This is a genomic window from Nocardiopsis mangrovi, assembly GCF_042653925.1.
GTDB classification, from domain to species: Bacteria; Actinomycetota; Actinomycetes; order Streptosporangiales; family Streptosporangiaceae; genus Nocardiopsis_B; species Nocardiopsis_B mangrovi.
Genome location: NZ_JBHSFQ010000041.1, coordinates 16,622 through 38,682, shown reverse-complemented (window position 1 = coordinate 38,682; position 22,061 = coordinate 16,622). Strand labels below are relative to the sequence as shown.

Here is a 22,061-nt window from a genome sequence, read left to right as displayed (position 1 = left end):
TGGCGGGATGGACGGACACGTGGAGATCGTCGAGGTCGGGCCCCGCGACGGCCTGCAGAACGAGGACACGCCGCTGACGGTCGAGCAGAAGCTGGAGCTGATCGCGCGCGCGGTGGCCGCCGGCGCGCGGCGGATCGAGGCCGTGAGCTTCGTCGATCCGCGCCGGGTGCCGCAGATGGCCGGCGCCGAGGAGGTCATGGCCGGGGTCCCGCGCGGCGGCGTCTCCTACATCGGACTCGTGCTCAACCGGCGGGGGCTGGACCGGGCCCTCGCGGCGGGGGTCGACGAGGTCAACGTCGCCATCCCGGCCACCGACGGGTTCTGCCGCCGCAACCAGGGCTGCACGGTCGAGGAGATGCTGGCGGCCTTCGAGGACATCGCGCGGGCGGCGGCCGCCGCGGGGATGCCGGTGAGCGCCACGGTCTCCACCGCGTTCGGCTGCCCGTTCGACGGCGAGACGCCGCCCGGGCGCGTGGCCGCCATCGCGCAGCGGGCGGCGGAGGCGGGCGCGGTGGAGATCGCCATCGCCGACACCATCGGCGTGGGCGTGCCCCGCCAGGTGGCCGACCTGGTGCGGCGGGTGCGCGAGGTCGCGGGCGGGGCCGTGCTGCGCTGCCACTTCCACAACACCCGCAATACCGGCTACGCCAACGCCCTGGCCGCCTACGAGCACGGGGTCACGGTGCTCGACGCCAGCCTCGGCGGGTTCGGCGGGTGCCCGTTCGCGCCCGGGGCCACCGGCAACATCGCCACCGAGGACCTCGTGTACCTGCTGGACCGCAGCGGCGCGGCCACGGGCGTGGACGGCCCGGCGATGGCGCGCACGGGGCAGTGGCTGGGCACCCTGCTGGGCAAGGAGCCGCCCGCGCTGCTGGGCCGCGCCGGGTTCGCGTGGGGTGGCGCGGCGACGTCCGGCTGAGCGCGCCGTGGGATGCTGGACGTGCCGGGGCGGAGACCAGCGTGGGTGTCCGGCCCTGTTATCCTGGTGGCCCGTGGAGTCCGAGGGTTTTGCAGGGCCAGGCCCCAGCCCCGATCCGGACACCGCACGGCCGTCCTCGCAAAGGGCGAACCGTCGCCATTCGACCACGGGAGCACCACTTTGGCAGCCGCCGCGAGCACCAAACACCTTTTCGTCACCGGCGGAGTCGCCTCCAGTCTCGGGAAGGGCCTGACCGCCTCCAGCCTCGGACGGCTGCTGAAGTCGCGGGGGCTTCGGGTCACCATGCAGAAGCTCGACCCCTACCTGAACGTCGACCCCGGCACGATGAACCCCTTCCAGCACGGTGAGGTGTTCGTCACGGACGACGGCGCCGAGACCGACCTCGACATCGGCCACTACGAGCGCTTCCTCGACACCGAGCTGTCGGCGTCGGCCAACGTCACCACGGGCCAGGTGTACTCCAGCGTCATCGCCAAGGAGCGCCAGGGCGCCTACCTCGGCGACACCGTGCAGGTCATCCCGCACATCACCAACGAGATCAAGTCGCGGATCTTCGCCATGGAGGCCGCCGACGTCGACATCGTCATCACCGAGATCGGCGGGACCGTCGGCGACATCGAGTCCCAGCCGTTCCTGGAGGCGGTCCGCCAGATCCGGCACGAGATCGGCCGCGACAACTGCTTCTTCCTGCACGTGTCGCTGCTGCCCTTCCTCGGCCCCTCCGGGGAGCTGAAGACCAAGCCCACCCAGCACTCCGTCGCGGCGCTGCGCAGCATCGGCATCCAGCCCGACGCGATCGTGTGCCGCTCGGACCGGCCCATCCCGCAGAGCCTGAAGAGCAAGATCAGCCTGATGTGCGACGTCGACGAGGGCGGCGTGGTCTCCACCCCCGACGCCCCCTCGATCTACGACATCCCCAAGGTGCTGCACCGGGAGGGCCTCGACGCCTACGTCGTGCGCCGGCTCGGGCTCGCGTTCCGCGACGTCGACTGGACCGAGTGGGACGACCTGCTGCGCCGGGTCCACCAGCCCGACCACGAGGTCACCATCGCCCTGGTCGGCAAGTACATCGACCTGCCCGACGCCTACCTCTCGGTCACCGAGGCGCTGCGCGCGGGCGGCTTCGCCGGCAGCACCCGGGTCAACATCCGCTGGGTGGCCAGCGACGGCTGCGGCACCGCCGAAGGCGCACAGCGCGAGCTGGGCGGGGTCGACGGCGTGCTGATCCCGGGCGGGTTCGGGGTGCGCGGTATCGAGGGCAAGCTCGGCGCCATCCGCTACGCCCGCGAGAACCGCATCCCGCTGCTGGGCATCTGCCTGGGCCTCCAGTGCATGGTCATCGAGTACGCCCGCAACGTGGCCGGCCTCCAGGGGGCCAACAGCGCCGAGTTCGACGACAAGGCCAAGGACCAGGTCATCGCGACCATGGCCGATCAGACCGAGGTCATCGCCGGCGAGCGCGACATGGGCGGGACCATGCGGCTGGGGCTGTACCCCGCCGACCTGGCCGACGGCTCCCTGGCGCGCGAGGTGTACGGCGAGCCCGAGGTCTCCGAGCGCCACCGGCACCGCTTCGAGGTGAACAACGCCTACCGCGGGCAGCTGGAGGACAGCGGGCTGGTGTTCTCCGGCCTCTCGCCCGACGGCCGGCTCGTGGAGTACGTCGAGCTGCCCCGCGAGCAGCACCCGTTCTTCATCGCCACCCAGGCGCACCCGGAGCTGCGTTCGCGCCCCACCCGGGCGCACCCGCTGTTCGCCGGGCTGATCTCGGCCGCCCGGGAGCGCGCCGCCGCGGAGGGGCGCGCCTGATGGGCGACCAGCGCGTCGCCGACCACCCGGAGTCCTGGGAGGTCGTGAGGAGCGCCGAGCCGTTCGTGGGAGCCAAGACCGCCACCCGGGTCGACTGGCTGGCCATGCCCGGCTCGGAGGGCACCGAGGTGGTGGCGCGGGAGCGCATGGAGCACCCGGGAGCGGTCGCGGCCGTGGCACTCGACGACGACGGCCGGGTGCTGCTGCTCTCGCAGTACCGGCACGCGGTCGGGCACCGGCTGTGGGAGCTGCCCGCGGGGATGCGCGACGAAGCCGGCGAGCCGCCGCTGCGCACCGTCCAGCGCGAGCTGGTGGAGGAGGCCGGGTACCGCGCCGAGCGCTGGCACCGGCTCGTCGACTTCTTCCCGTCGGCGGGGTTCTCCAGCGAGCGGATCTCGGTGTACCTCGCGCGCGGCCTGTCCGCGGTACCCGAATCCGAGATCGGCTTCGTCCGCGTGCACGAGGAGGCCGACATGGAGGCGGCGTGGCTGCCGCTGGACGACGCGGTGGACGCCGTTCTCGGCGGCCGGCTGCACAACGGCGCGACCGTCATCGGGATCCTGGCGGCCGCCACGGCGGCCCGCACCGGGTTCGCCTCGCTGGCACCCGCCGAGGACTGACACCCCGCCCGCGCGCCGCCGCCCGGGCCGTGCCCGGGCGGCGGCGCGCGGGCGTGATCTCGCCGTTCGCGCCGCGGTTCCGGCCCCGCGTCGAACACCCGTATCCTACGCTGTACAGGCGGCCGCTGCTGTCGGCGGAACCGTTGTCGCGGAATCCCGGTGTCGCAAGGGCGGACAGTACCTCCCCTATGGCATCATCTCCCCGGAAATAGGGGGATGCCCGCCCAGTGGGGGAGTCAGGTGAGCGTGACGGCAGCCGAGCAGGACGACCCGCACGGCACGAAGCCCGGTGCCGAGCTGCTGTCCGCGGTGCGCGGCTACCTCGACCACCTCACCGTCGAGCGCGGGCTCGCCGACAACACCCTGACCTCCTACCGCCGCGACCTCCGCCGCTACCTGGAATTCCTGGGTGAGCGCGGGCTGCCCGCGCTGGACCGCGTCGGTGCGGACGATGTCACCGAGTTCCTGCGCAGGCTGCGCGAAGGCGATACCGCCCATCCGCCGCTGGGCGGCAACTCCGCCGGGCGCGCCGTCGTCGCGGTGCGCGGCCTGCACCGCTTCGCGCAGCGCGAGGGCATCACCGCTCACGACCCGGCGCGCGAGGTGCGCCCGCCCTCGCCGCCGCGCCGCCTGCCCAAAGCGGTGTCACTGCGGGACATCGAGTCGCTGCTGGACGCCGCCGGCGGCGGCGACCCGCGGGCGCTGCGGGACCGCGCCCTCCTGGAGTTGCTGTACGGAACCGGGGCGCGGATCTCCGAAGCGGTCGGGCTGGACGTCGACGACGTCACCCGGCTGGCCGGTTCCGCCTCCGGCGGCGACGAGGCGCGCCCGGACGTCAACGTGGTCCGCTTCCGCGGGAAGGGCGGCAAGGAGCGGCTGGTGCCGGTCGGGCGGTTCGCCCGCGGCGCCCTGGACGCCTACCTGGTGCGCGCGCGGCCCGTGCTGGCCGCGTCGGGGCGCGGAACCCCCGCTCTGTTCCTGAACGCGCGCGGGGGCCGCCTGACCCGCCAGGGGGCGTGGGCGGTGCTGCGGGCGGCGGCCGAGCGCGCCGGCCTCACCGATGTCTCGCCGCACACCCTGCGCCACTCCTTCGCCACCCACCTGCTCGACGGCGGCGCCGACGTGCGGGTGGTCCAGGAGCTGCTGGGACACGCGTCGGTGACCACCACCCAGGTCTACACCCTGGTGACCGTCGACCGCCTGCGGGAGGTTTACGCGGCCAGCCACCCGCGCGCCGCCCGGACCCCGGTAGGGTGGTCGGCCACCCCGTAGAGTGTCGCGTTGAATCACCCCGTGTCGACGTTCTAGAGTCGCGGCACGACGGTTTGTCGCTGTCGACATATTGAGTTTTTCCGACGGCCGGTCAACCGGGGGGCCTGAATCGCCCGGCGATGGCCGGTCCGTAGGGAGGTCAAGGGTTGTGAGCTGGTCGGAATACGACGATGCGGACACGGCGGACGCCGGTCCCATCGACCCGGACACGCCGGAGCGCACGGCGAGCAACCCATGGGGGGAAACGCGCAGCACGGGGGCGGCACTGCAAGCGAAGAGACCGAAACCGATCTTCCCGGAGCCCGAGCCGCTCGACGGCCACGGCCCGGCACGCATCGTAGCACTGTGTAATCAGAAAGGTGGAGTCGGTAAGACCACCACGACGATCAACCTCGGCGCGGCCATGGCGGAGTACGGGCGGCGCGTGCTGCTCGTGGACTTCGACCCGCAGGGCGCGCTCTCGGTGGGGCTGGGGCGGCTCGACCCGCGGGAACTGGACCTCACCGTCTACAACCTGCTGATGCAGCGCGACGTCGGTGTCGAGGACGTGCTGCTCAAGACCGACATCGACGGCCTGGACCTGATCCCGAGCAACATCGATCTGTCGGCCGCCGAGGTGCAGCTGGTGGGCGAGGTCGCCCGCGAGCACATGCTGGGGCGCGCCCTGCGCCCGGTGATCGACGACTACGACGTCGTCCTCATCGACTGCCAGCCCTCGCTCGGCCTGCTCACCGTGAACGCGCTCACAGCGGCGCACGGGGTCATCGTGCCGCTCGAATGCGAGTTCTTCGCGCTGCGCGGGGTGGCGCTGCTCATGGACACCATCCAGAAGGTGCAGGAGCGGCTGAACGAGAACCTCGTCATCGACGGGTTCCTCGGCACCATGTACGACCCGCGCACGTTGCACGCGCGCGAGGTGCTGGCGACCATCATCGACGGCTTCGGCGACAAGGTCTACGGCACCGTCATCAACCGGACCGTCCGCTTCCCCGACGCCACCGTCGCGGGGGAGCCCATCACCCGGTTCGACTCGTCGTCGGCGGGCGCCGGCGCCTACCGGGATCTCGCGAAGGAGGTGCTGGCCAGGTGGCCGATCAGCGGTCCCGACGTGTGACCCTGCCGGGGGCCGACGAGCTGTTCTTCCGCCCGTCCGCACCCCTGCCGCCCGAGCCCGCGCCTTCCCCGCCCGCACACCTCCACGATGCGTCGGCGGTGCACACCGCTCCCGTCACGCCGCCCGCACCGCGCCGCGCGCGGGCGAAGCGGCAGCGCGCTCCGCAGCCCAGCGGCCGCCAGCGCCACGACGAGAAGATCACGGTGTACATCTCCGCCGCCGAACTGCTCGCACTGGAGCAGACCCGGCTCACGCTGCGCGCCGAACACGGGCTCACCGCGGACCGCGGCCGGATCGTCCGCGAGGCCGTGGCGGTCCTGCTCGCCGACTTCGAGGAGCACGGGGAGTCCAGCATGCTGGTGCAGCGGCTCATCCACGACTGAAACCGAAGGATCGGCCCGGCACCGGCCGGCGCGATCCGTGAGAGCACCGTGGCGCCGGGGAACCGGTGCCACCCTGGGAACATGACCGCATCCATCCCGGCCTTCGCCGCATGAGCACCGGAGACGAGCCCGCCGACGGCGCCTTCCTGGTGCACCTGGACAACTTCGAGGGCCCATTCGACCTGCTCCTCGGGCTGATCTCCAAGCACAAGCTGGACATCACCGAGGTGTCCCTGTCGAAGGTCACCGACGAGTTCATCGCCTACATCAAGGCGCACGGCGACTCCTGGGACCTCGACCAGGCCAGTCACTTCCTGCTGGTGGCGGCCACGCTGCTGGACCTCAAGGCGGCGCGGCTGCTGCCGCGCGGGGAGATCGAGGACGAGGCCGACCTCGCGCTGCTGGAGGCGCGCGACCTGCTGTTCGCACGGCTGCTCCAGTACCGCGCCTACAAGGAGGTCGCGGCGGTCTTCTCCGGGCGGATCGCCGCGCAGGGGCGCCGCTTCCCGCGCGCCGTCACGCTGGAGCCGCGGTTCGCCGCCTCCCGGCCGGACGTGTTCATCAAACTGGGGCCGCAGGAGTTCGCGGCCCTGGCGGTGCGGGCGCTCACGCCCAAGGAGCCGCCGAGCGTCCCGGTCACCCACATCCACCAGACCAAGACGTCCGTGCGCGAGCAGGGGGCGCTGGTGGTCGCGGCCCTGCGCGCCGGCGGCACGCTCACCTTCGCGCAGCTGACGGCCGACTGCACCGGCTCGTTCGAGGTCGTGGCGCGCTTCCTGGCGCTGCTGGAGCTGTACCGTGACGCCAACGTCGGGTTCGACCAGCCCGAGCCGCTGGGCGAGCTGACCGTGACCTGGACCGGGAGCGCCGCGGGAGAGGTCGAGGTCGACTCCGAGTACGACGGATCCGCCGCCGTGCCCGGTGCCGGCGGGGAGGACGAACGGGAGGGGCAGGCGTGAGTGTGGGGGAGAGCGTGGGGGAAGGCGTGGGGGAGGACACCGCCGCCGCGGCCGGCGGGGGCGGCGTGCCCGCCGAGGTGCGGCGCAATCTGGAGGCCGTCCTCATGGTCGTCGACCAGCCGGTGGCCGAATACGACCTCGCGCACGCGTTCGGGCTGCCGGTGCACGCCGTCGCGGCGACCCTGGCGGAGCTGTCGGGGGAATACACCGCGCAGGGGCGGGGTTTCGATCTGCGTCAGGTCGCGGAGGGGTGGCGCATCTACACGCGTCCGGAGTGCGCCGACGCCGTCGAGCACTTCCTCAAGGAGGGCACGGAGGTCCGGCTCACCCAGGCGGCGCTGGAGACCATGGCCGTGGTCGCCTACCGCCAGCCCGTCTCGCGCGGGCGCGTTTCGGCCGTCCGAGGTGTGAACTGTGACGGGGTTATGCGTACCCTCGTACTGAGAGGGCTGGTCGAGGAAGCCGGGCACGACCCGGAATCGGGCGCGCTGCTCTACCGCACCACGAGTTACTTCCTGGAGCGCCTCGGACTGCGCAGTCTCGACGAACTCCCTGATCTGGCACCATTCCTGCCTGACGACATCGAAGGTTTAGACGACACCGGTGAACACACCAAATGACCCCAAGTCCCGCGGTGAGCGGGACTCCTACGACCAGCGCGGTGAGCGCGGTCGCTCCGCCCCGCGCGGTGAGCGCGGCGACTCCCACCGCTCCGGACGCCCACCGCGGCGCGAGGGTCCCCCCCGTTCCTTCCGCGGTGACGACCGTGGTGAGCGCGGCGACCGCGGCGATCGCGGTTCCCACCGTTCGGGCCCGCGCGATGACCGCGGCGGGTTCCGCCGTGACGACCGCGGTGAAGGCGGCAGCGGTGGCTCCTTCCGGCGTGACGACCGTTCCGGTCAGCGCTCCGGCCCCCGTGACGACCGTGGCGGGTTCCGCCGTGATGACCGCGGTGATCGCGGTCACGGAGGTTCCTTCCGGCGTGACGACCGCGAGCGGCCGGCGTACCGGTCCGGCGGCCGTGACGAGCGCGGCTTCCAGCGCCGGGACGACCGTGGCGGATTCCGCGGTGATGACCGCGGCGACCGCGGTTCCCACCGCTCCGGTCCCCGTGACGACCGCGGCGGGCCCCGGCGTGATGACCGTGACCGGCCGGCGTACCGGTCCGGTCCCCGTGACGACCGGCCCTCGTACCGCTCGGGCGGCCGTGACGATCGGCCCGCCTACCGTTCCGGTGGGCGGGACGACCGCGGTTCCTACCGTCAGGGCGGCCGTGACGACCGCGGTGGGCCCCGGCGTGACGACCGTGGTGACCGCGATGACCAGGGCTCGTTCCGGCGTGATGACCGTGACCGGCCGGCGTACCGGTCCGGTGGCCGTGATGACCGCGGCGGGTTCCGCCGTGACGACCGGGGGGACCGGGGCGCGCAGCGTTCCGGTGGGCGGGACGACCGGCCCTCGTACCGTTCCGGCGGCCGTGATGACCGGGGCGGGCCCCGGCGTGACGACCGGGGGGACCGGGGCGCGCAGCGTTCCGGTGGGCGGGACGACCGGCCCTCGTACCGCTCGGGCGGCCGTGATGACCGGGGCGGGCCCCGGCGGGACGACCGGGGGGAGCGGGGCGCGCAGCGTTCCGGTGGTCGTGATGACCGGCCCTCGTACCGCTCGGGCGGCCGTGATGACCGGGGCGGGCCCCGGCGTGACGACCGGGGGGACCGGCGTCCCCGTACCGGTGGCGGCGCGGGCAAGGCGCGCGACCACCGCGACAGCCGGGTTCCCCGGGGCGGCGGCCGTGCCGAGCGCGACCTCTCGCCCACGGCGCGGGCGCGGCTGAACACGCTGCGCTCCGAGTTCGACCCGCGTGACGAGGACCGCAAGGACGAGCAGCGCGACTCCTACACCGACGTCCCCGGCGGGATCCGGTTGCAGAAGGCGCTGGCGCAGGCCGGCGTCGCCAGCCGGCGGGCCAGCGAGGAGCTCATCGCCGAGGGCCGGGTTTCGGTCGACGGGCAGGTCGTGCGCCGGTTCGGCGCCCGGGTCGACCCCGAGAAGTCGGAGATCCGGGTCGACGACATGCGCGTCGCCACCTCGCCCGATCTGCTGTACTTCGCCCTGAACAAGCCGCGCGGGGTCGTCAGCACCATGTCCGACCCCGAGGGGCGCCCGACCCTGGCCGATTACGCGGGCCAGACCGAGGAGCGCCTGTTCCACGTCGGCCGCCTCGACACCGAGTCCGAGGGCCTGATCCTGCTCACCAATGACGGCGAGCTCGCCAACCGGCTCACCCACCCGCGCTACAAGGTCGTCAAGACCTACATCGCGAAGGTGCCGGGTCCGGTGTCGCGCGAGGTCATCCGTACGGTGCGGGCCGGGGTCGAGCTGGAGGACGGCCCCGTCGAGGTCGACTCCTTCCGCGTGGTCGACAACGTCGACCCCAAGGCGCTGGTCGAGGTGCGGCTGCACGAGGGGCGCAAGCACATCGTGCGGCGGCTGCTCGACGCCGTCGGCCACCCCGTGTCCGACCTCGCGCGCACCCAGGTCGGCCCGATCGACCTGAACGCGCTCAAGCCGGGCACGATGCGCGCGTTGACCTCGCGCGAGGTCAGCGAGCTCTACACTGCCGCGGGGATGTGAAGTCCGGCCGGGGCGGCCCGGCCGGCGCCTGATGTAGCCGAAGGGACGGTCTCACAGTGGCAGTACGAGCGATCCGGGGTGCGGTGCAGGTCGACGCGGACGAGCGCGATCTCGTCCTGGAGGCCACCGCGGAGCTGGTCTCCGAGGTCGTGCGGCGCAACGAGCTGACGACCGACGACGTGATCAGCGTGCTGTTCACCGCCACGCCGGACCTCACGTCGGAGTTCCCGGCGCTGGCGGCGCGCAAGCTGGGCTTCACCGACGTGCCGCTGATCTGCGCCTCCGAGATTTCCGTGCCGCACGCGCTGCCGCGCGTGGTGCGGCTCATGGCGCACATCGAGACCGATCGGCCGCGCGCCGAGCTTCAGCACGTCTATCTGCGCGGGGCTCAGGCGTTGCGCCTGGACATCGCGCAGTGACGACCGCGGTCAGGCGGGGTGGGGCGCTGCGACGCCCCACCCCGCCGGTGCGTCTCCCCCCGCGCACCGCCCATTTCCGAGACCGGGACCGACAGGAGAGACATGGCCACGTCCAGCGCAGGGGAGGCGGGGGACCTCCGCGGCGGTGTCGATGACGTCATCGTGGCGGGTGCCGGGCTGATCGGTACCTCGATCGCCATGGCGTTGCGCGAGCACGGCGTGCGCGTGCGGCTCACCGACCCCGATGCCGCGAGCCTGCGGCTCGCCGCCGACCTGGGGGCGGGCGATCCGATCGATCCGGCGGCGCCCGGGGCGCCGGCCGACGTCGCGGTGATCGCCGCGCCGCCGGCCGCGATCCCCGGTGTGCTGCGCGAGCTCCAGGACAGGGGCGCGGCGCACGTCTACACCGATGCCGCGAGCGTCAAGTCCAGCGTGGTCGCGGAGGCGGAGCGGCTGGGCTGCGACCTCGCGACGTTCGTCCCCGGCCACCCCATGGGCGGCCGGGAGAAGCAGGGGCCCAGCGCGGCGCGGTCGGATCTGTTCCTGGGGCGCTCGTGGGCGCTGTGCCCGACCGGCAAGGCCGACCCCTTGGCGGTCGCCGCGGTGGCCCGGCTGGCGCGGATGTGCGGCGCCGAGCCGGTGACCCTGGACGCGGCCGCGCACGACCATGCGGTGGCCCTGGTCTCCCACGCCCCCCATGTGGCGGCGTCGGCGGTCGCGGCGCGGCTGCTGGGCGGGGACGATGCGACGCTGGCCCTCGCGGGCCAGGGTGTGCGCGATGTCACCCGGATCGCGGGCGGCGACCCCGGCCTGTGGCTGGAGATCCTGCGCCACAACCCCGCGCCGGTGGCCGGGGTGCTGGAGGAGATCTCCGCCGACCTCGCCGATGCCGCGGCCGCCCTGCGCGGCGGGGCGCCCGGGGAGCCCGCGGTGCACGGCCTGCTGGACCGGGGCCGGCGCGGCCGCGACCGGATTCCCGGCAAGCACGGGGCGGCGAGCGTGCCCGATTACGCGGTGCTGCCGGTGGTGATCCCCGATGAGCCCAACGCCCTGGGGCGGCTGTTCGCCGCGGCCGGCGAGGCGGGGGTCAACATCGAGGACGTCCGCATCGACCACTCGCCGGGGCTTCCGGTGGGTGTGGCCCAGCTCTCCGTGCTCCCCGGGGCGCTGCGCGCGCTCTCGCGGGCGCTGGCCGACCGGGGGTTCTCGGTCCATGCCTGAGGCGGGCCGGGCGGCTTTCGCGCGGCGGTAGGCTGGATCGTTGAGATGAGATGGAATTCCACCCCTGGGGGAGAGAACCACGTGAGCGCGCAGGGCAACGCTGAGGGCATCGTCATCGCCATCGACGGTCCCTCCGGGTCGGGCAAGTCCAGCACGGCCAGGGGCGTCGCCACTGAGCGCGGCCTGCGGTATCTCGACACAGGGGCGATGTACCGGGCCGTGACGTGGTGGATGCTCCACCACGAGGTCGATGTGGACGACGCGGCAGCCGTCGCGGCGGCGGCATCGCGCCCGGTCGTCACGATGGGCACCGATCCGACCGCCCCCACCGTCCGGGTGGACGGCGTGGACGTGGCCCGGGAGATCAGGAGCCGCGAGGTCACGGCCAGTGTCAGCGCGGTCAGTGCCGTTCCGCGGGTCAGGGAGCGGCTGGTCGCGCTCCAGCGCGCGGTCATCGCCGAGGCGCGGCGCGGGGCGCCGGGCATCGTCGTCGAGGGGCGCGACATCACGACCGTCGTCGCCCCTGACGCGCCGGTCAAGCTCTACCTCACCGCCAGCGCCGAGGCCCGCGCCCAGCGGCGCAGCCGCGAGGTGCGGACCACCGACATCGCGGCGACCCAGGCCGACCTGGCGCGCCGCGACCTGCTCGACTCCAGCAGAGCCGCTTCGCCGCTGACCCGGACCGAGGACTCCCTGGAACTGGAGACCTCCGGCCTGACGCTCGACGAGGTCGTGGCGATCGTGGTCAAGCTGGTCGACGAGGCGGCGGCCCGCGAGGGGTCCGCCGCGCTGTAGCGCTCGAGCCGAGCGCGCCCGTGCCCCGCAGGGCGCGGGACGAATCGGTCCCCGCGGCACGCATCCTGGGCGCGTGGGGACTCCGTATCCGGGATTAGAGGTCATGGAAGACAACACCACCACCGGTATCGGCGTGCCCGCAGAGGGCGGCGCGGCCGACACCGACATCGCGGTCAAGCCGGTCGTCGCCGTCGTGGGGCGGCCCAACGTCGGTAAGTCATCGCTGGTCAACCGCATCATCGGGCGCCGTGAGGCGGTCGTGGAGGACGTCCCGGGCGTGACCCGCGACCGGGTCGCCTACGACGCCTCCTGGCAGGACCGGGAGTTCACCCTCGTCGACACCGGGGGGTGGGAGACCAGCGTCAGCGGGCTCGCCGCGATGGTGGCCCGCCAGGCGGAGTACGCCGCGCAGACCGCCGACGTCATCCTGTTCGTCGTCGACGCGACGGTCGGCATCACCGACGCCGACGAGGCCGTCACGCGGGTGCTGCGCGCGACCCGCCGGCCCGTGGTGCTGGCGGCCAACAAGGTCGACGGCCAGCTCCAGGAGACCGATGCCCTGGTGCTGTGGAACCTCGGGGTGGGCGAGCCGTACCCCATCAGCGCCCTGCACGGGCGCGGTACGGGCGACCTGCTCGACGCGGTCCGCGCGGCGCTGCCGGCCTCGGCAGCGGCCGGGGAGTCCGATTCCGACGACGACGGGCCGCGCCGGGTGGCGCTGGTGGGTCGACCCAACGTCGGCAAGTCGAGCCTGCTCAACCGGGTCGCCGGCGAGGACCGGGTGGTCGTCGACTCCGTCGCCGGGACCACCCGCGACGCCGTGGACGAGCTGATCGACCTGGGCGGTCAGACCTGGAAGTTCATCGACACCGCCGGCATCCGGCGCAAGTTCCGCAATCTCCAGGGGGCCGACTACTACGCGACCGTGCGGACGTCGGCGGCGCTGGACCGGGCCGAGGTCGCGGTGGTGCTGATGGACGTCAGCGCGCCGCTGGCCGAGCAGGACATCCGCGTCGTGGAACAGGTCGTGGAGTCCGGACGGGCGCTGGTGCTGGCGTTCAACAAGTGGGACACCCTCGATGAGGAGCGCCGCTACTACCTGGAGAAGGAGATCGACCGGCAGCTGGCGCGGGTGTCGTGGGCGCCGCGGGTCAACATCTCCGCCAAGACCGGCCGGCACATGGACAAGCTGGTCCCGGCGATCGAGACCGGCCTGGCGAGCTGGGACACCCGCATCTCCACGGGGCGGCTGAACAACTGGCTCAAGGAGCTGGTGGCGGCCACGCCGCCGCCCGTGCGCGGCGGCCGGCAGCCCAAGATCCTGTTCGCGACGCAGGCATCCGCCCGCCCGCCGCACTTCATCCTGTTCACCACCGGGTTCCTTGAGGACAACTACCGGCGCTTCGTGGAGCGGCGGCTGCGCGAGGACTTCGGGTTCGAGGGCAGCCCGGTGAAGATCAGCATGCGCATCCGGGAGAAGAAGGGCGGGACCCGGGCGTCCAAGGGCAGTGTGCGCCCCGACTGGAACCGGTGAGGTCGCGCGGCGTCGGCGGAAGTCGGTAGAGTCCCCGCCATGAATCCCCGCCGCCGCATGATCGTTTCGCTGGCCGCCCTGGTCCCCGCGGGGCTCATCGCCGCCGCCGGAGTGGTCTTCGGCGGCGGGTTCCTGCTGCTCGCCGACGTCATCGGCGCCGCGGCCACGGTGGTCCTGTTCGGGGTGGCGGTCCACCTGCTGCTGCCGGGGCTCGACCCGCGCCGGGCGGGCGGCGTGGTGCTGGTCCTGTGCTGGGGCGGATTCGTGCTCGCCGCTGCGGCCGGCGAGGCGGTCACGGGCCTGGCGGCCGGGCAGATGGGGTGGACGGGGGCGGGCTGGTCCGATTCCGAGGGGTTCTTCGCCTACGCGCCCCTGCCCGGCGAGCCGAGGGCGGACTTCTCGTGAGGCGAGGGCGACCCGTCCCTGCCGGCGTTCCAGGCCACCGCCGTTGCGGAGGGGTCCTCCTCCTTCCCGGAATCCGCGGCGGGCGGGCTGCTCACCGGCTGGATCACCGGGGCCTGCGCCCTTGCGGCCTACCTGCGGACCCGCTCCGGGGAGCCCCGGGCGGAAGCGGCCTGATGCACAGAGTCCTGGTCAGCGCCTGCCTGATGGGGCGGCGGGTGCGTTACGACGGCCGCGCCAAGACCGTGGACGACGAGATCCTCGCCCGGTGGCGCGCCGAGCGCCGCCTCGTGGTGTTCTGCCCCGAGGTCGCGGGCGGGCTGCCGGTGCCGCGCCCCCCGGCCGAGATCGAGGGCGCGGCGGGCGCCCGTGCGGTCCTGGACGGGCGCGCGGCCATCCGCACACCCGCCGGTGACGACGTCACGGCGTTCTTCGTCGCCGGTGCCCGCGCCGCGGTGGCGACCGCCCGCGCCCACGGGGTCCGGGTGGCGGTGCTGAAGGAGTCGAGCCCGTCGTGCGGCCTGCACCGGGTCTACGACGGCGGGTTCGCCGGCGCCACGGTGGAGGGGCCGGGCGTGACGGCCCGGCTGCTGCTCGACGCGGGGGTGGCGGTCTTCACCGAGGCGGATCTCGCGGCGGCGGACGCCCGCCTGCGCGGCCTCGAACCCGCCGGGTGACCCGGGAGCCCGGTGCGGCTCAGGCGGTCACCGTGTCGCGGCCCCCGCGCACGCGGCGCGCCTTGCGCCTGCGGGCCTCGGTGCCGCCGGCCAGTGCCGCCCGCAGGGTCGGGTGGATCTCGAAGCCCTGATCGAGGCCGGTGAGGTGCAGGATGCGCGCCACCTGCGCGCGCAGGCCGATCAGCCGCAGCGGGATGCCGAGGACGATCGCCCGGTGGCGGACGTCGACCAGGACGGCGACCCCGGCGGCCCCGCAGAAGGACACCCCGCCCATGTCGATGACCGCCAGAGGGGTCCCGGGGCGCAGCGCGCCGAGCAGGCGCTCGCGCAGGGCCGGCGCGGTGGCGATGTCGATCTCGCCTTCGAGGTGGAGGAGGGTGTGCGCGGGCCGCCGTACGGTGGCGACACCGACCTCAGGGGCGCCCACACGCCGGGAGGGGCCGAACACGGTGGTCATCCAGGGCTCCGATCGTCCGCGGACAGGAAAGGGCACGGGGCGTGCCGAAGGCGGCACGGCGGCGTGCGGGGTCCCGGAACGGACGGGGGCGGACCGCGGGGGCCGCGCCTGCGGGCGAAGGTGTGCGGGGGAGGTGCGGAGTCGTCATGGCACCCCCGTGGCCGTGGTCCGGCGTGGCGGGCACACCTCGGGATCGGGATGTCGTCGTTCCGGGTCCCTGCATTCTACGCCTGCCGGCCGTCGGCGACACTGCCGCCGGCGACAGGATCGCCTGCCGGACCGCGCGTGCCGCGCGGGGGAGACCGGAAAAAGTGTGGCCTGATGGCCAGGGGATGCTTACGGATTGTGCACTGCACAACGCGCCGCGCATCCGGCCGGGGCGGCGGCGGAGCAGACCGCCCGGTCGGGCGCGGCGGCGAGAGCCAGTTCAGCGGATCCCCGGCCGCGGGCCCCGGGCAGTACCGGGGGCTCCGGGGCGGACCGGCGGCCGCGCGGCACCGACGTGTTTTTGCGCTGGTCGGGGCGGGGGCGGAGGAAAGCGCACCCTTGACCGGCCGTGAGGCCCGAATTACGGTCTAGACCGCACTGGCGGACACGGATTCCGGGCCGTCCCCGCGCTCCCCGCTCCCCCTCGCCGCGCTCCTCCGCCGTGCGATCCCCCCGACGGCCGGCGCGGTGCTATCCGAAGGACCTGGACATGACCATCAGACGGAAACTCCTCTCCGCCGCGGCCGGCGTGGCCCTCGCCCCCTTCGTCTTCGCCCTCCTGCCCGCCGGGACCGCCAACGCCCACGGCTACGTCTCCTCGCCCGCCAGCCGCCAGGCCCAGTGCGCGGCGCGGACGGTGCCCTGCGGCGACATCCAGTGGGAGCCGCAGAGCGTCGAGGGCCCCAAGGGCCTGACGAGCTGCAGCGGCGGCAACGGCCGGTTCTCCGAGCTGGACGACGACTCCAAGGGCTGGCGGGTCCACCCCGTCAGCGGATCGATGAACTTCACCTGGACCATCACCGCCAACCACCGCACCAGCACCTGGGAGTACTTCGCCGGTGGCCGGCGCCTCGCCAGCTTCGACGACGGCGGTGCCCAGCCGCCCTCCACGGTGACCCACAACGTCAGCCTCAGCGGACTCAGCGGCCAGCAGAAGATCCTCGCGGTGTGGAACGTCTACGACACCGCCAACGCCTTCTACGCCTGCATCGACGTCAACGTCGGCTGAGGCCCGCGTCCGGGGGCCGTCCGCCCGAGGCGGCCCCCGTCCGGTCCCGGAGGCGTCAGCCCTGGACGGACAGGTGCACGGCCAGGGCCAGGCCGGCCGCGCAGATCGCGTAGCGCAGCGGCGCGGCCGGCAGCCGCCGCACCAGCCACGGCCCGATCCACGCGCCCACCAGCGACCCCGCGCACAGGGCGGTGGCGGCCGGCCAGTGGACCGGGCCGATGGCGGCGAACACCGCGGCCGCGATGAGGTTCGCCGACCCGGTGGCGATGTTCTTGGCCGCGTTCGTCCGCGCCAGGGACTGCGACCACACCGTGGACAGCAGCGCGAGCATCAGCACCCCGGCCGCGGCGCCGAAGTACCCGCCGTAGACGGCCACCGCGAAGGCGGCGACCCCTGTGACGGGCCCGATCCCGTCGCCTCCGCGGTGGGACAGGGCCGCACGCAGCCGCTGGCCGAAGAGGAGCATGATCGACGCCCCGCCGATGAGCCAGGGCACGATGCTCTGGAAGAGCTCCGGGGGAGTGGACAGCATCAGGGCCCCGCCCGCGGCGCCGCCCGTCGCGGTGATCAGGCAGAGGCGGCGCAGCCGCCCCCACTGGCCCGTCAGTTCGGGGCGCGACCCCATCACGGCGCCGAGCGTCGATCCGGTCAGGGACACGGTGTTGGTCACGTTGGCGGCGACCGGCGGCAGCCCCACGGCCAGCAGCGCCGGATAGGAGACCAGCGACGCCAGCCCGGCGATGCTGCCGGTCAGGCCGGCGCCGACCCCCGCCACGACGAGGAGCGCCAGCTCCCACGGGCCCAGGATCACAGCGGCATGGCGGCGGGCGGGCCGGAGCGGCGGGTGCGGGTATCGGGGGCGCGGTCGCGGGAGATCATCGGGGTCCAGTCTCCTCCAGGGCGCCCGGCGCCGATGCGCCGGGGTGGCCCCCGGCAGGTCAAGCGCGGGTGATATCTCGGCGCGGGTCCGGTCAAACCCGTGATCCGGGGTGGACGCCGGGTAGCCCGTTCGGCATACCGGGCTCACACGGAGACGGCATGCCGGTCCGGTCGGAATCCGCCTTCGGGTGGGAGAACGATTCGGGGAGTTGATGCCTGATGGCGCCACAGCGCTCAGCGCAGGAGTTCATCGGCCATAGGCTGCTGGACGAGGAGGGCCACAACGTCGGCAAGATCGAGCAGGTCTACTTCGACGACGAGACGGACTCGCCCAAGTGGGTGTCCGTGCAGATCGGGATGCTCGGCCACCGGCACAGCTTCGTCCCCCTCCAAGGGGCGCGCATCACTGAGGACGACCTGACCGTCCCCTTCGACCGCGAGACGATCAAGGACGCCCCCCAGTTCGATGCCGAGCAGCACCTGTCGATGGACGAGGAGAACCGGCTCTACGAGCACTACGGTGTGAAGGTGCCGGGTCCCCGGGCCGCCGCGGAGGGCGACTTCGCCACGGATCCCGGCGGTGCGGCCGACACCGCGCCGACCAGCGCGGACATCGCCGATCGCGAGCGCCTGGACACCGACATGGACATCGGTGCGGCCGACGCCGAGTCCGGAATGGACAACGCCGAGGACGTCACGGTCATCCGCTCGGAGGAGCGCGCCCACATCGGCGTGGAGAGCACCGAGAGCGGACGCGCCCACGTGCGCAAGACCGTGGAGTCCGAGCACTTCCAGCAGGACGTCCCCGTCTCCCACGAGGAACTGCGCATCGAGCACGTCCCCATCAGCGACGCCGACCGCGCGGCGGACGCCAGCGGCCGGATCGAGGAGGAGGACGACGAGTTCGTCCTGCACGCCGAGAAGCCGATGATCTCCAGGGAGACGGTGCCGGTCGAGAAGGTGCGCATCACCAAGGAGACGGTCACCGAGGAGGAGAGCGTCGAGGGCGACATCCGCAAGGAGCGCATCGACGTCGACCGCGACATGGAGCCGGGCATGGAGGGCTCCCGCGAACGGCGCGACGACGAGCCCGGCCCGCCCCCTCCACCGCCGCCGCCTCCCGGCGCCTGAAGACGGGGCGCGGAGGGGCCGGAAGCCCTTCCGTTGCCCTCTGGCCCCGCGGTCGTGGCGGGGTCGTATCCTCCCTGCTGAGCTGGGCGCGGAGGGGCCGGAAGCCCTTCCGTTGCCCTCTGCCTCCGGGGTGTGTGCCCGGGTGAGCTGGGCGCGGAGGGGCCGGAAGCCCCTCCGTTGCCCTCTGGCCCCGCGGTCGTGGCGGGGTCGTATCCTCCCTGCTGAGCTGGGCGCGGAGGGGCCGGAAGCCCTTCCGTTGCCCTCTGCCTCCGGGGTGTGTGCCCGGGTGAGCTGGGCGCGGAAGGGTCGGAAGCCCTTCCGTTGCCCGTTTTCTCCACGGATGTTCGACGGCCGCCGGAGGGGTTTTCGCGGCGGATCCGCGGATAGCGGATGCCGTAGGGAGTTCGATGAGGACGACGCACCCCATCGGCGATGGCGAGGTTCACGGTTCGCCGAGCAGGGATCCCCGGTCGCCGAGCGGGACGCGTCGACCGGCCACCGGCCGCCGCTCCCTCGCCCGGCCACAACGCGCCGGGGACCGTGACTCCGGGCCCGCGCGGCCGCGGCTCCTGGGGGCGGTCATCGGACTCCGCGCGGATGCGCGTGCGAAGGTAGGGGGATGAATCCCTCTGCCACCGCCCGGGCGCGGGCGGCCCTCGCGGAACTGCCCGCGGAGATCGCCACCACCGACCCCGACATCCTCGCCGGCTACGCCCGCGACCAGTCGCAGTTCACCCCGTCCGAGACGCCCGCGGCGATGCTCGCACCCCGCACGACGGCCGAGGTCGCGACCGCCATGACCGCCCTGCACCGGCACGGCGTCCCCGTGGTGCCGCGCGGCGCGGGCAGCGGCCTGAGCGGGGCGGCCAACGCCACCGCTGATTCCGTCGTCCTCAGCCTCCACCGGATGGACGCCATCCTGGAGGTCGACCCCGCGAACCGGCTGGCGGTCGTCCAGCCCGGGGTCGTCACCGCCGCGCTCCGGGAGCGCGCGAGCGGCGCCGGACTCGCCTACCCGCCCGATCCCGGCAGCGTCGAGTTCGCCACGATCGGCGGCAACGTCGCGACCAACGCGGGCGGCATGTGCTGCGTCAAATACGGCGTGACCGGCGACTTCGTCCTCGGCCTGGAAGTGGTCCTCGCCGACGGCCGCGTCGTCCGGACCGGCCGGCGCACGGTCAAGGGGGTCGCCGGGTACGACCTCACCCGCCTCTTCGTCGGTTCGGAGGGCACGCTCGGGGTGATCACGGAGGTGACCGTGCGCCTGGTCCCGGCGCCCCGGCCCGCCCACACGCTCGTGGCGTCCTTCGCGGCGCTGCCCGACGCGGGCCGCGCCGTCACCGCCGTCGTCGAGGACGGCCTCACCCCCTCGATGATGGAGATCCTCGACCGCACGACGGTGCGCGCGGTCGACGCGATGTCGGGGATGGGGCTCGGCGACGAGGTGCACGCGCTGTTGCTGATCCAGAGCGACGATCCCGACGCCGCCGAGGTCCTGGCCCGTGTGGAGCACCTGTGCGAACGGCACGGGGCCGTCGACGTCGCCATCAGCGCGGACCGGGCCGAGGGGGCGATGCTGCTGGAGGCCCGCCGGCTCGCCCTCCCCGCGCTGGAGCGTTTGGGTGACTGGCTGCTGGACGATGTGTCGGTGCCGCGCTCCCGGATCGCGGAGCTGATCGCGTTCGTCGAGGAGGTCGCCGCGCGCTCGGGCCTGACCATCGGGGTGTTCGGGCACGCGGGCGACGGCAACCTGCACCCCACGATCGTCTTCGACGACGCCGACCCCGCCGCCCGGGCCGCGGCGCGCGGCGCGTTCGACGAGATCACCGAGCGGGCGCTGCACCTGGGCGGCACCATCACCGGGGAGCACGGTGTCGGCCGGCTGAAGAGCGGGTGGCTCGCCGTCGAGCAGGGGCCCGTGGGCATGGACCTGCACGCGTCGGTGAAGGCGGCCCTGGACCCCGCGGGGATATTGAACCCCTGCGCCGTGATGCCGCGGGAGGCGGCCGGGAGCCGCTGACGGCGGGGCCGGAACCGGACACGCGCGGCGGTCCCGCGGCCGCCGGCCGCGGTGCGCCGGTTCGGCCGCCCGGGCGGGACGGCCCAGGCCGGCGGTGCCGCCGGGCCTCGGGTGCGGGGCCGCCGCGCGTACCCGCCTCTCCGTTAACGCGCCGGACCGCCCGGGCGGTTCACGCGCGTGGGCCGGGCGCCCGTTGCCGCGGCGGGTTCCGCTAGGGTCGCCATGATCGTCGCCGCCGCGGCGATCGGCCCGCCGGCCCTCCCGGCCGCGGCCGACGGCGGACCGGATCCGCATCCAGGTCGGCGGGGGACCCCTTGTACCCGATCCCCTTGGAGCACACCCATGCTGAAACGACGCCGATTCATGGCGGCCGGCGCGGCGACGGTCGGAGTCGCCGGCCTCGCTCTCGCCGGCAAGGCCGCGCTCGACCGCGGTCCCACGGCGGCCACTCCCGCGTCGGCCTCCGGAACCGCCGGGGAGTTCCCGCGCACCCTCGCGGAGTCCGCGTCGCCCGGCTCCGGGCCGGTCCGCCCCGACATCCGGTTCGACCACGTCGCGGTCCGGCTCACCGAAGGGGCCGAGCCCGGCGCCCGGATCGGGTTCACGGACGAGTCGGGGGACACCTCGTGGCAGCCCGTCCACTTCGGTGAGCACGCGCGCGACGACGTCGCCGCGGCCCCGGCCGCGGTGGTGGCCGTCCCGGAGGGCACCGTCGGCTACGAGGTGCGGACCGACGGCGCCGACGCCGCCGCCACCGCCATCAACACCCGCGACGGCGAGGGCGTGCCGGCCTCGGGCCCCGAGACCGGGACGCTGCGGGCACCGGAGTCCACCCGAGCGGAGGGCTCCGGCATCCGGTTCCTGACCCGCGCCGGCTGGGGTGCGGACGAGTCGCTGCGGTTCGACGAGGACGGCAACGACCTGTGGCCGGCCGAGTTCTACCCGGTGCAGACGATCACCGTGCACCACACCGCCATGGCCGTCGGCGACGACCCCGCCGCGGCCGTCCGCGCCGTGTACCAGCTGCACGCGGTCGAGCAGGCGTGGGGCGACATCGGCTACCACCTGCTCATCGACCCCGACGGCAATGTGTACGAGGGCCGCCACTCGGGCGAGGACGACATCCCGGTGTTCGACGGCCCGCCGGACGGGACCGGTGCCCGCCCGGTGACGGCCGGCCACGTCGCCGGGTTCAACTCCGGCAACATCGGGATCTGCCTGCTCGGCGACTTCACCGAGGCGCTGCCCGCACAGGCGGCGCAGGACAGCCTGGTGGAGGTGCTGTCGGTGCTGTGCGCGTACACCGGGGTGCACCCGACCGACGACGTGGACTACGTGAACCCCGTCAACGACCAGACCATCACGGTGCAGGGGATCTCCCGGCACCGCGACTGGCTGGACACCGAGTGCCCCGGCAACACCTTCGCCGAGAACTTCGACGAGGTGCGCGACCGCGTCGCCGCGATCATCGGGTAGGGCCGAGGGGAGTCCGAGGGTGGGCGCGCGATGGGCGGCGAGTGGCATTCCGTCGGCCGGCGCCGCCCACCCGGCGGGACCGGCGCGGTTAGGGTGATCCCGG

General features: G+C 73.8%; 21 protein-coding genes. 19 read left to right on the top strand and 2 right to left on the bottom strand.

What is annotated here, in order from left to right:
* The first annotated feature begins 7 nt into the window (after positions 1-7).
* From ACFO4E_RS27445 to ACFO4E_RS27375, 15 genes are all read left to right on the top strand, one after another.
* Positions 8-919 (top strand): hydroxymethylglutaryl-CoA lyase, encoded by a 912-nt coding sequence (locus ACFO4E_RS27445; RefSeq protein ID WP_378579747.1) that lies wholly within the window; start codon positions 8-10, stop codon positions 917-919.
* A 180-nt stretch (positions 920-1,099) separates the two neighbouring features.
* Entirely contained in the window at positions 1,100-2,749 is a 1,650-nt protein-coding gene (locus ACFO4E_RS27440) for a CTP synthase (RefSeq protein ID WP_378579746.1), read from the top strand.
* On the top strand, positions 2,749-3,369 hold the full coding sequence (locus tag ACFO4E_RS27435; protein ID WP_378579745.1) for an NUDIX domain-containing protein: 621 nt from the start codon (positions 2,749-2,751) through the stop codon (positions 3,367-3,369). Before ACFO4E_RS27440 ends, ACFO4E_RS27435 begins: the two co-directional genes overlap by 1 nt.
* 240 nt (positions 3,370-3,609) lie before the next feature.
* On the top strand, positions 3,610-4,641 hold the full coding sequence (locus ACFO4E_RS27430; protein WP_378579744.1) for a site-specific tyrosine recombinase XerD: 1,032 nt from the start codon (positions 3,610-3,612) through the stop codon (positions 4,639-4,641).
* A 148-nt stretch (positions 4,642-4,789) separates the two neighbouring features.
* Positions 4,790-5,755, top strand: a complete 966-nt coding sequence (locus ACFO4E_RS27425) for a ParA family protein (protein WP_378579743.1) — start codon at positions 4,790-4,792, stop codon at positions 5,753-5,755.
* A complete protein-coding gene (locus ACFO4E_RS27420; RefSeq protein ID WP_378579742.1) occupies positions 5,728-6,138 on the top strand; it encodes a hypothetical protein in 411 nt (136 codons plus the stop codon). The genes ACFO4E_RS27425 and ACFO4E_RS27420 overlap by 28 nt, the downstream gene beginning before the upstream one ends.
* A gap of 110 nt (positions 6,139-6,248) precedes the next feature.
* Entirely contained in the window at positions 6,249-7,097 is an 849-nt protein-coding gene (locus ACFO4E_RS27415; RefSeq protein ID WP_378579741.1) for a segregation and condensation protein A, read from the top strand.
* Positions 7,098-7,123: 26 nt separating this feature from the next.
* Positions 7,124-7,717 carry an SMC-Scp complex subunit ScpB gene (gene scpB / locus ACFO4E_RS27410; RefSeq protein ID WP_378579761.1) on the top strand — a complete coding sequence of 198 codons (594 nt, stop codon included), beginning with the start codon at positions 7,124-7,126 and terminating at the stop codon, positions 7,715-7,717.
* Between the two features lie 1,303 nt (positions 7,718-9,020).
* Positions 9,021-9,731 carry a pseudouridine synthase gene (locus tag ACFO4E_RS27405; protein WP_378579740.1) on the top strand — a complete coding sequence of 237 codons (711 nt, stop codon included), beginning with the start codon at positions 9,021-9,023 and terminating at the stop codon, positions 9,729-9,731.
* 56 nt (positions 9,732-9,787) lie between these two features.
* The gene (aroH, locus tag ACFO4E_RS27400; protein WP_378579739.1) at positions 9,788-10,150 is read left to right on the top strand and encodes a chorismate mutase; all 363 of its coding nucleotides are present in this window, start codon (positions 9,788-9,790) and stop codon (positions 10,148-10,150) included.
* A gap of 102 nt (positions 10,151-10,252) precedes the next feature.
* Entirely contained in the window at positions 10,253-11,371 is a 1,119-nt protein-coding gene (locus ACFO4E_RS27395) for a prephenate dehydrogenase (RefSeq protein WP_378579737.1), read from the top strand.
* A gap of 81 nt (positions 11,372-11,452) precedes the next feature.
* Entirely contained in the window at positions 11,453-12,166 is a 714-nt protein-coding gene (gene cmk / locus ACFO4E_RS27390) for a (d)CMP kinase (RefSeq protein ID WP_378579759.1), read from the top strand.
* Between the two features lie 103 nt (positions 12,167-12,269).
* Positions 12,270-13,700: a ribosome biogenesis GTPase Der gene (der, locus tag ACFO4E_RS27385; protein ID WP_378579733.1), complete on the top strand. Its 1,431-nt coding sequence runs from the start codon at positions 12,270-12,272 to the stop codon at positions 13,698-13,700.
* 39 nt (positions 13,701-13,739) lie between these two features.
* Positions 13,740-14,105, top strand: a complete 366-nt coding sequence (locus ACFO4E_RS27380) for a hypothetical protein (protein WP_378579730.1) — start codon at positions 13,740-13,742, stop codon at positions 14,103-14,105.
* 173 nt (positions 14,106-14,278) lie between these two features.
* Complete coding sequence (locus tag ACFO4E_RS27375; RefSeq protein WP_378579727.1) at positions 14,279-14,779, top strand: 2-thiouracil desulfurase family protein; 501 nt, start codon at positions 14,279-14,281, stop codon at positions 14,777-14,779.
* A 19-nt stretch (positions 14,780-14,798) separates the two neighbouring features.
* Here ACFO4E_RS27375 and ACFO4E_RS27370 read toward each other — a convergent pair whose 3' ends face one another.
* Positions 14,799-15,236 (bottom strand): STAS domain-containing protein, encoded by a 438-nt coding sequence (locus tag ACFO4E_RS27370; RefSeq protein WP_378579723.1) that lies wholly within the window; start codon positions 15,234-15,236, stop codon positions 14,799-14,801.
* A 697-nt stretch (positions 15,237-15,933) separates the two neighbouring features.
* Here ACFO4E_RS27370 and ACFO4E_RS27365 point away from each other — a divergent pair.
* Positions 15,934-16,452 (top strand): lytic polysaccharide monooxygenase auxiliary activity family 9 protein, encoded by a 519-nt coding sequence (locus ACFO4E_RS27365; RefSeq protein WP_378579721.1) that lies wholly within the window; start codon positions 15,934-15,936, stop codon positions 16,450-16,452.
* Positions 16,453-16,507: 55 nt separating this feature from the next.
* On the opposite strand, the gene ACFO4E_RS27360 is transcribed toward ACFO4E_RS27365, so the two are convergent.
* Positions 16,508-17,263, bottom strand: coding sequence for a sulfite exporter TauE/SafE family protein (locus ACFO4E_RS27360; protein WP_378579720.1), 756 nt, complete (start codon positions 17,261-17,263; stop codon positions 16,508-16,510).
* A gap of 287 nt (positions 17,264-17,550) precedes the next feature.
* Here ACFO4E_RS27360 and ACFO4E_RS27355 point away from each other — a divergent pair, with 287 nt between their 5' ends.
* From ACFO4E_RS27355 to ACFO4E_RS27345, 3 genes are all read left to right on the top strand, one after another.
* Positions 17,551-18,462 (top strand): DUF2382 domain-containing protein, encoded by a 912-nt coding sequence (locus ACFO4E_RS27355; protein WP_378579719.1) that lies wholly within the window; start codon positions 17,551-17,553, stop codon positions 18,460-18,462.
* A gap of 619 nt (positions 18,463-19,081) precedes the next feature.
* Positions 19,082-20,482, top strand: coding sequence for an FAD-binding oxidoreductase (locus ACFO4E_RS27350; RefSeq protein ID WP_378579717.1), 1,401 nt, complete (start codon positions 19,082-19,084; stop codon positions 20,480-20,482).
* A gap of 345 nt (positions 20,483-20,827) precedes the next feature.
* Complete coding sequence (locus ACFO4E_RS27345; protein WP_378579757.1) at positions 20,828-21,958, top strand: peptidoglycan recognition protein family protein; 1,131 nt, start codon at positions 20,828-20,830, stop codon at positions 21,956-21,958.
* Positions 21,959-22,061 lie beyond the last annotated feature (103 nt).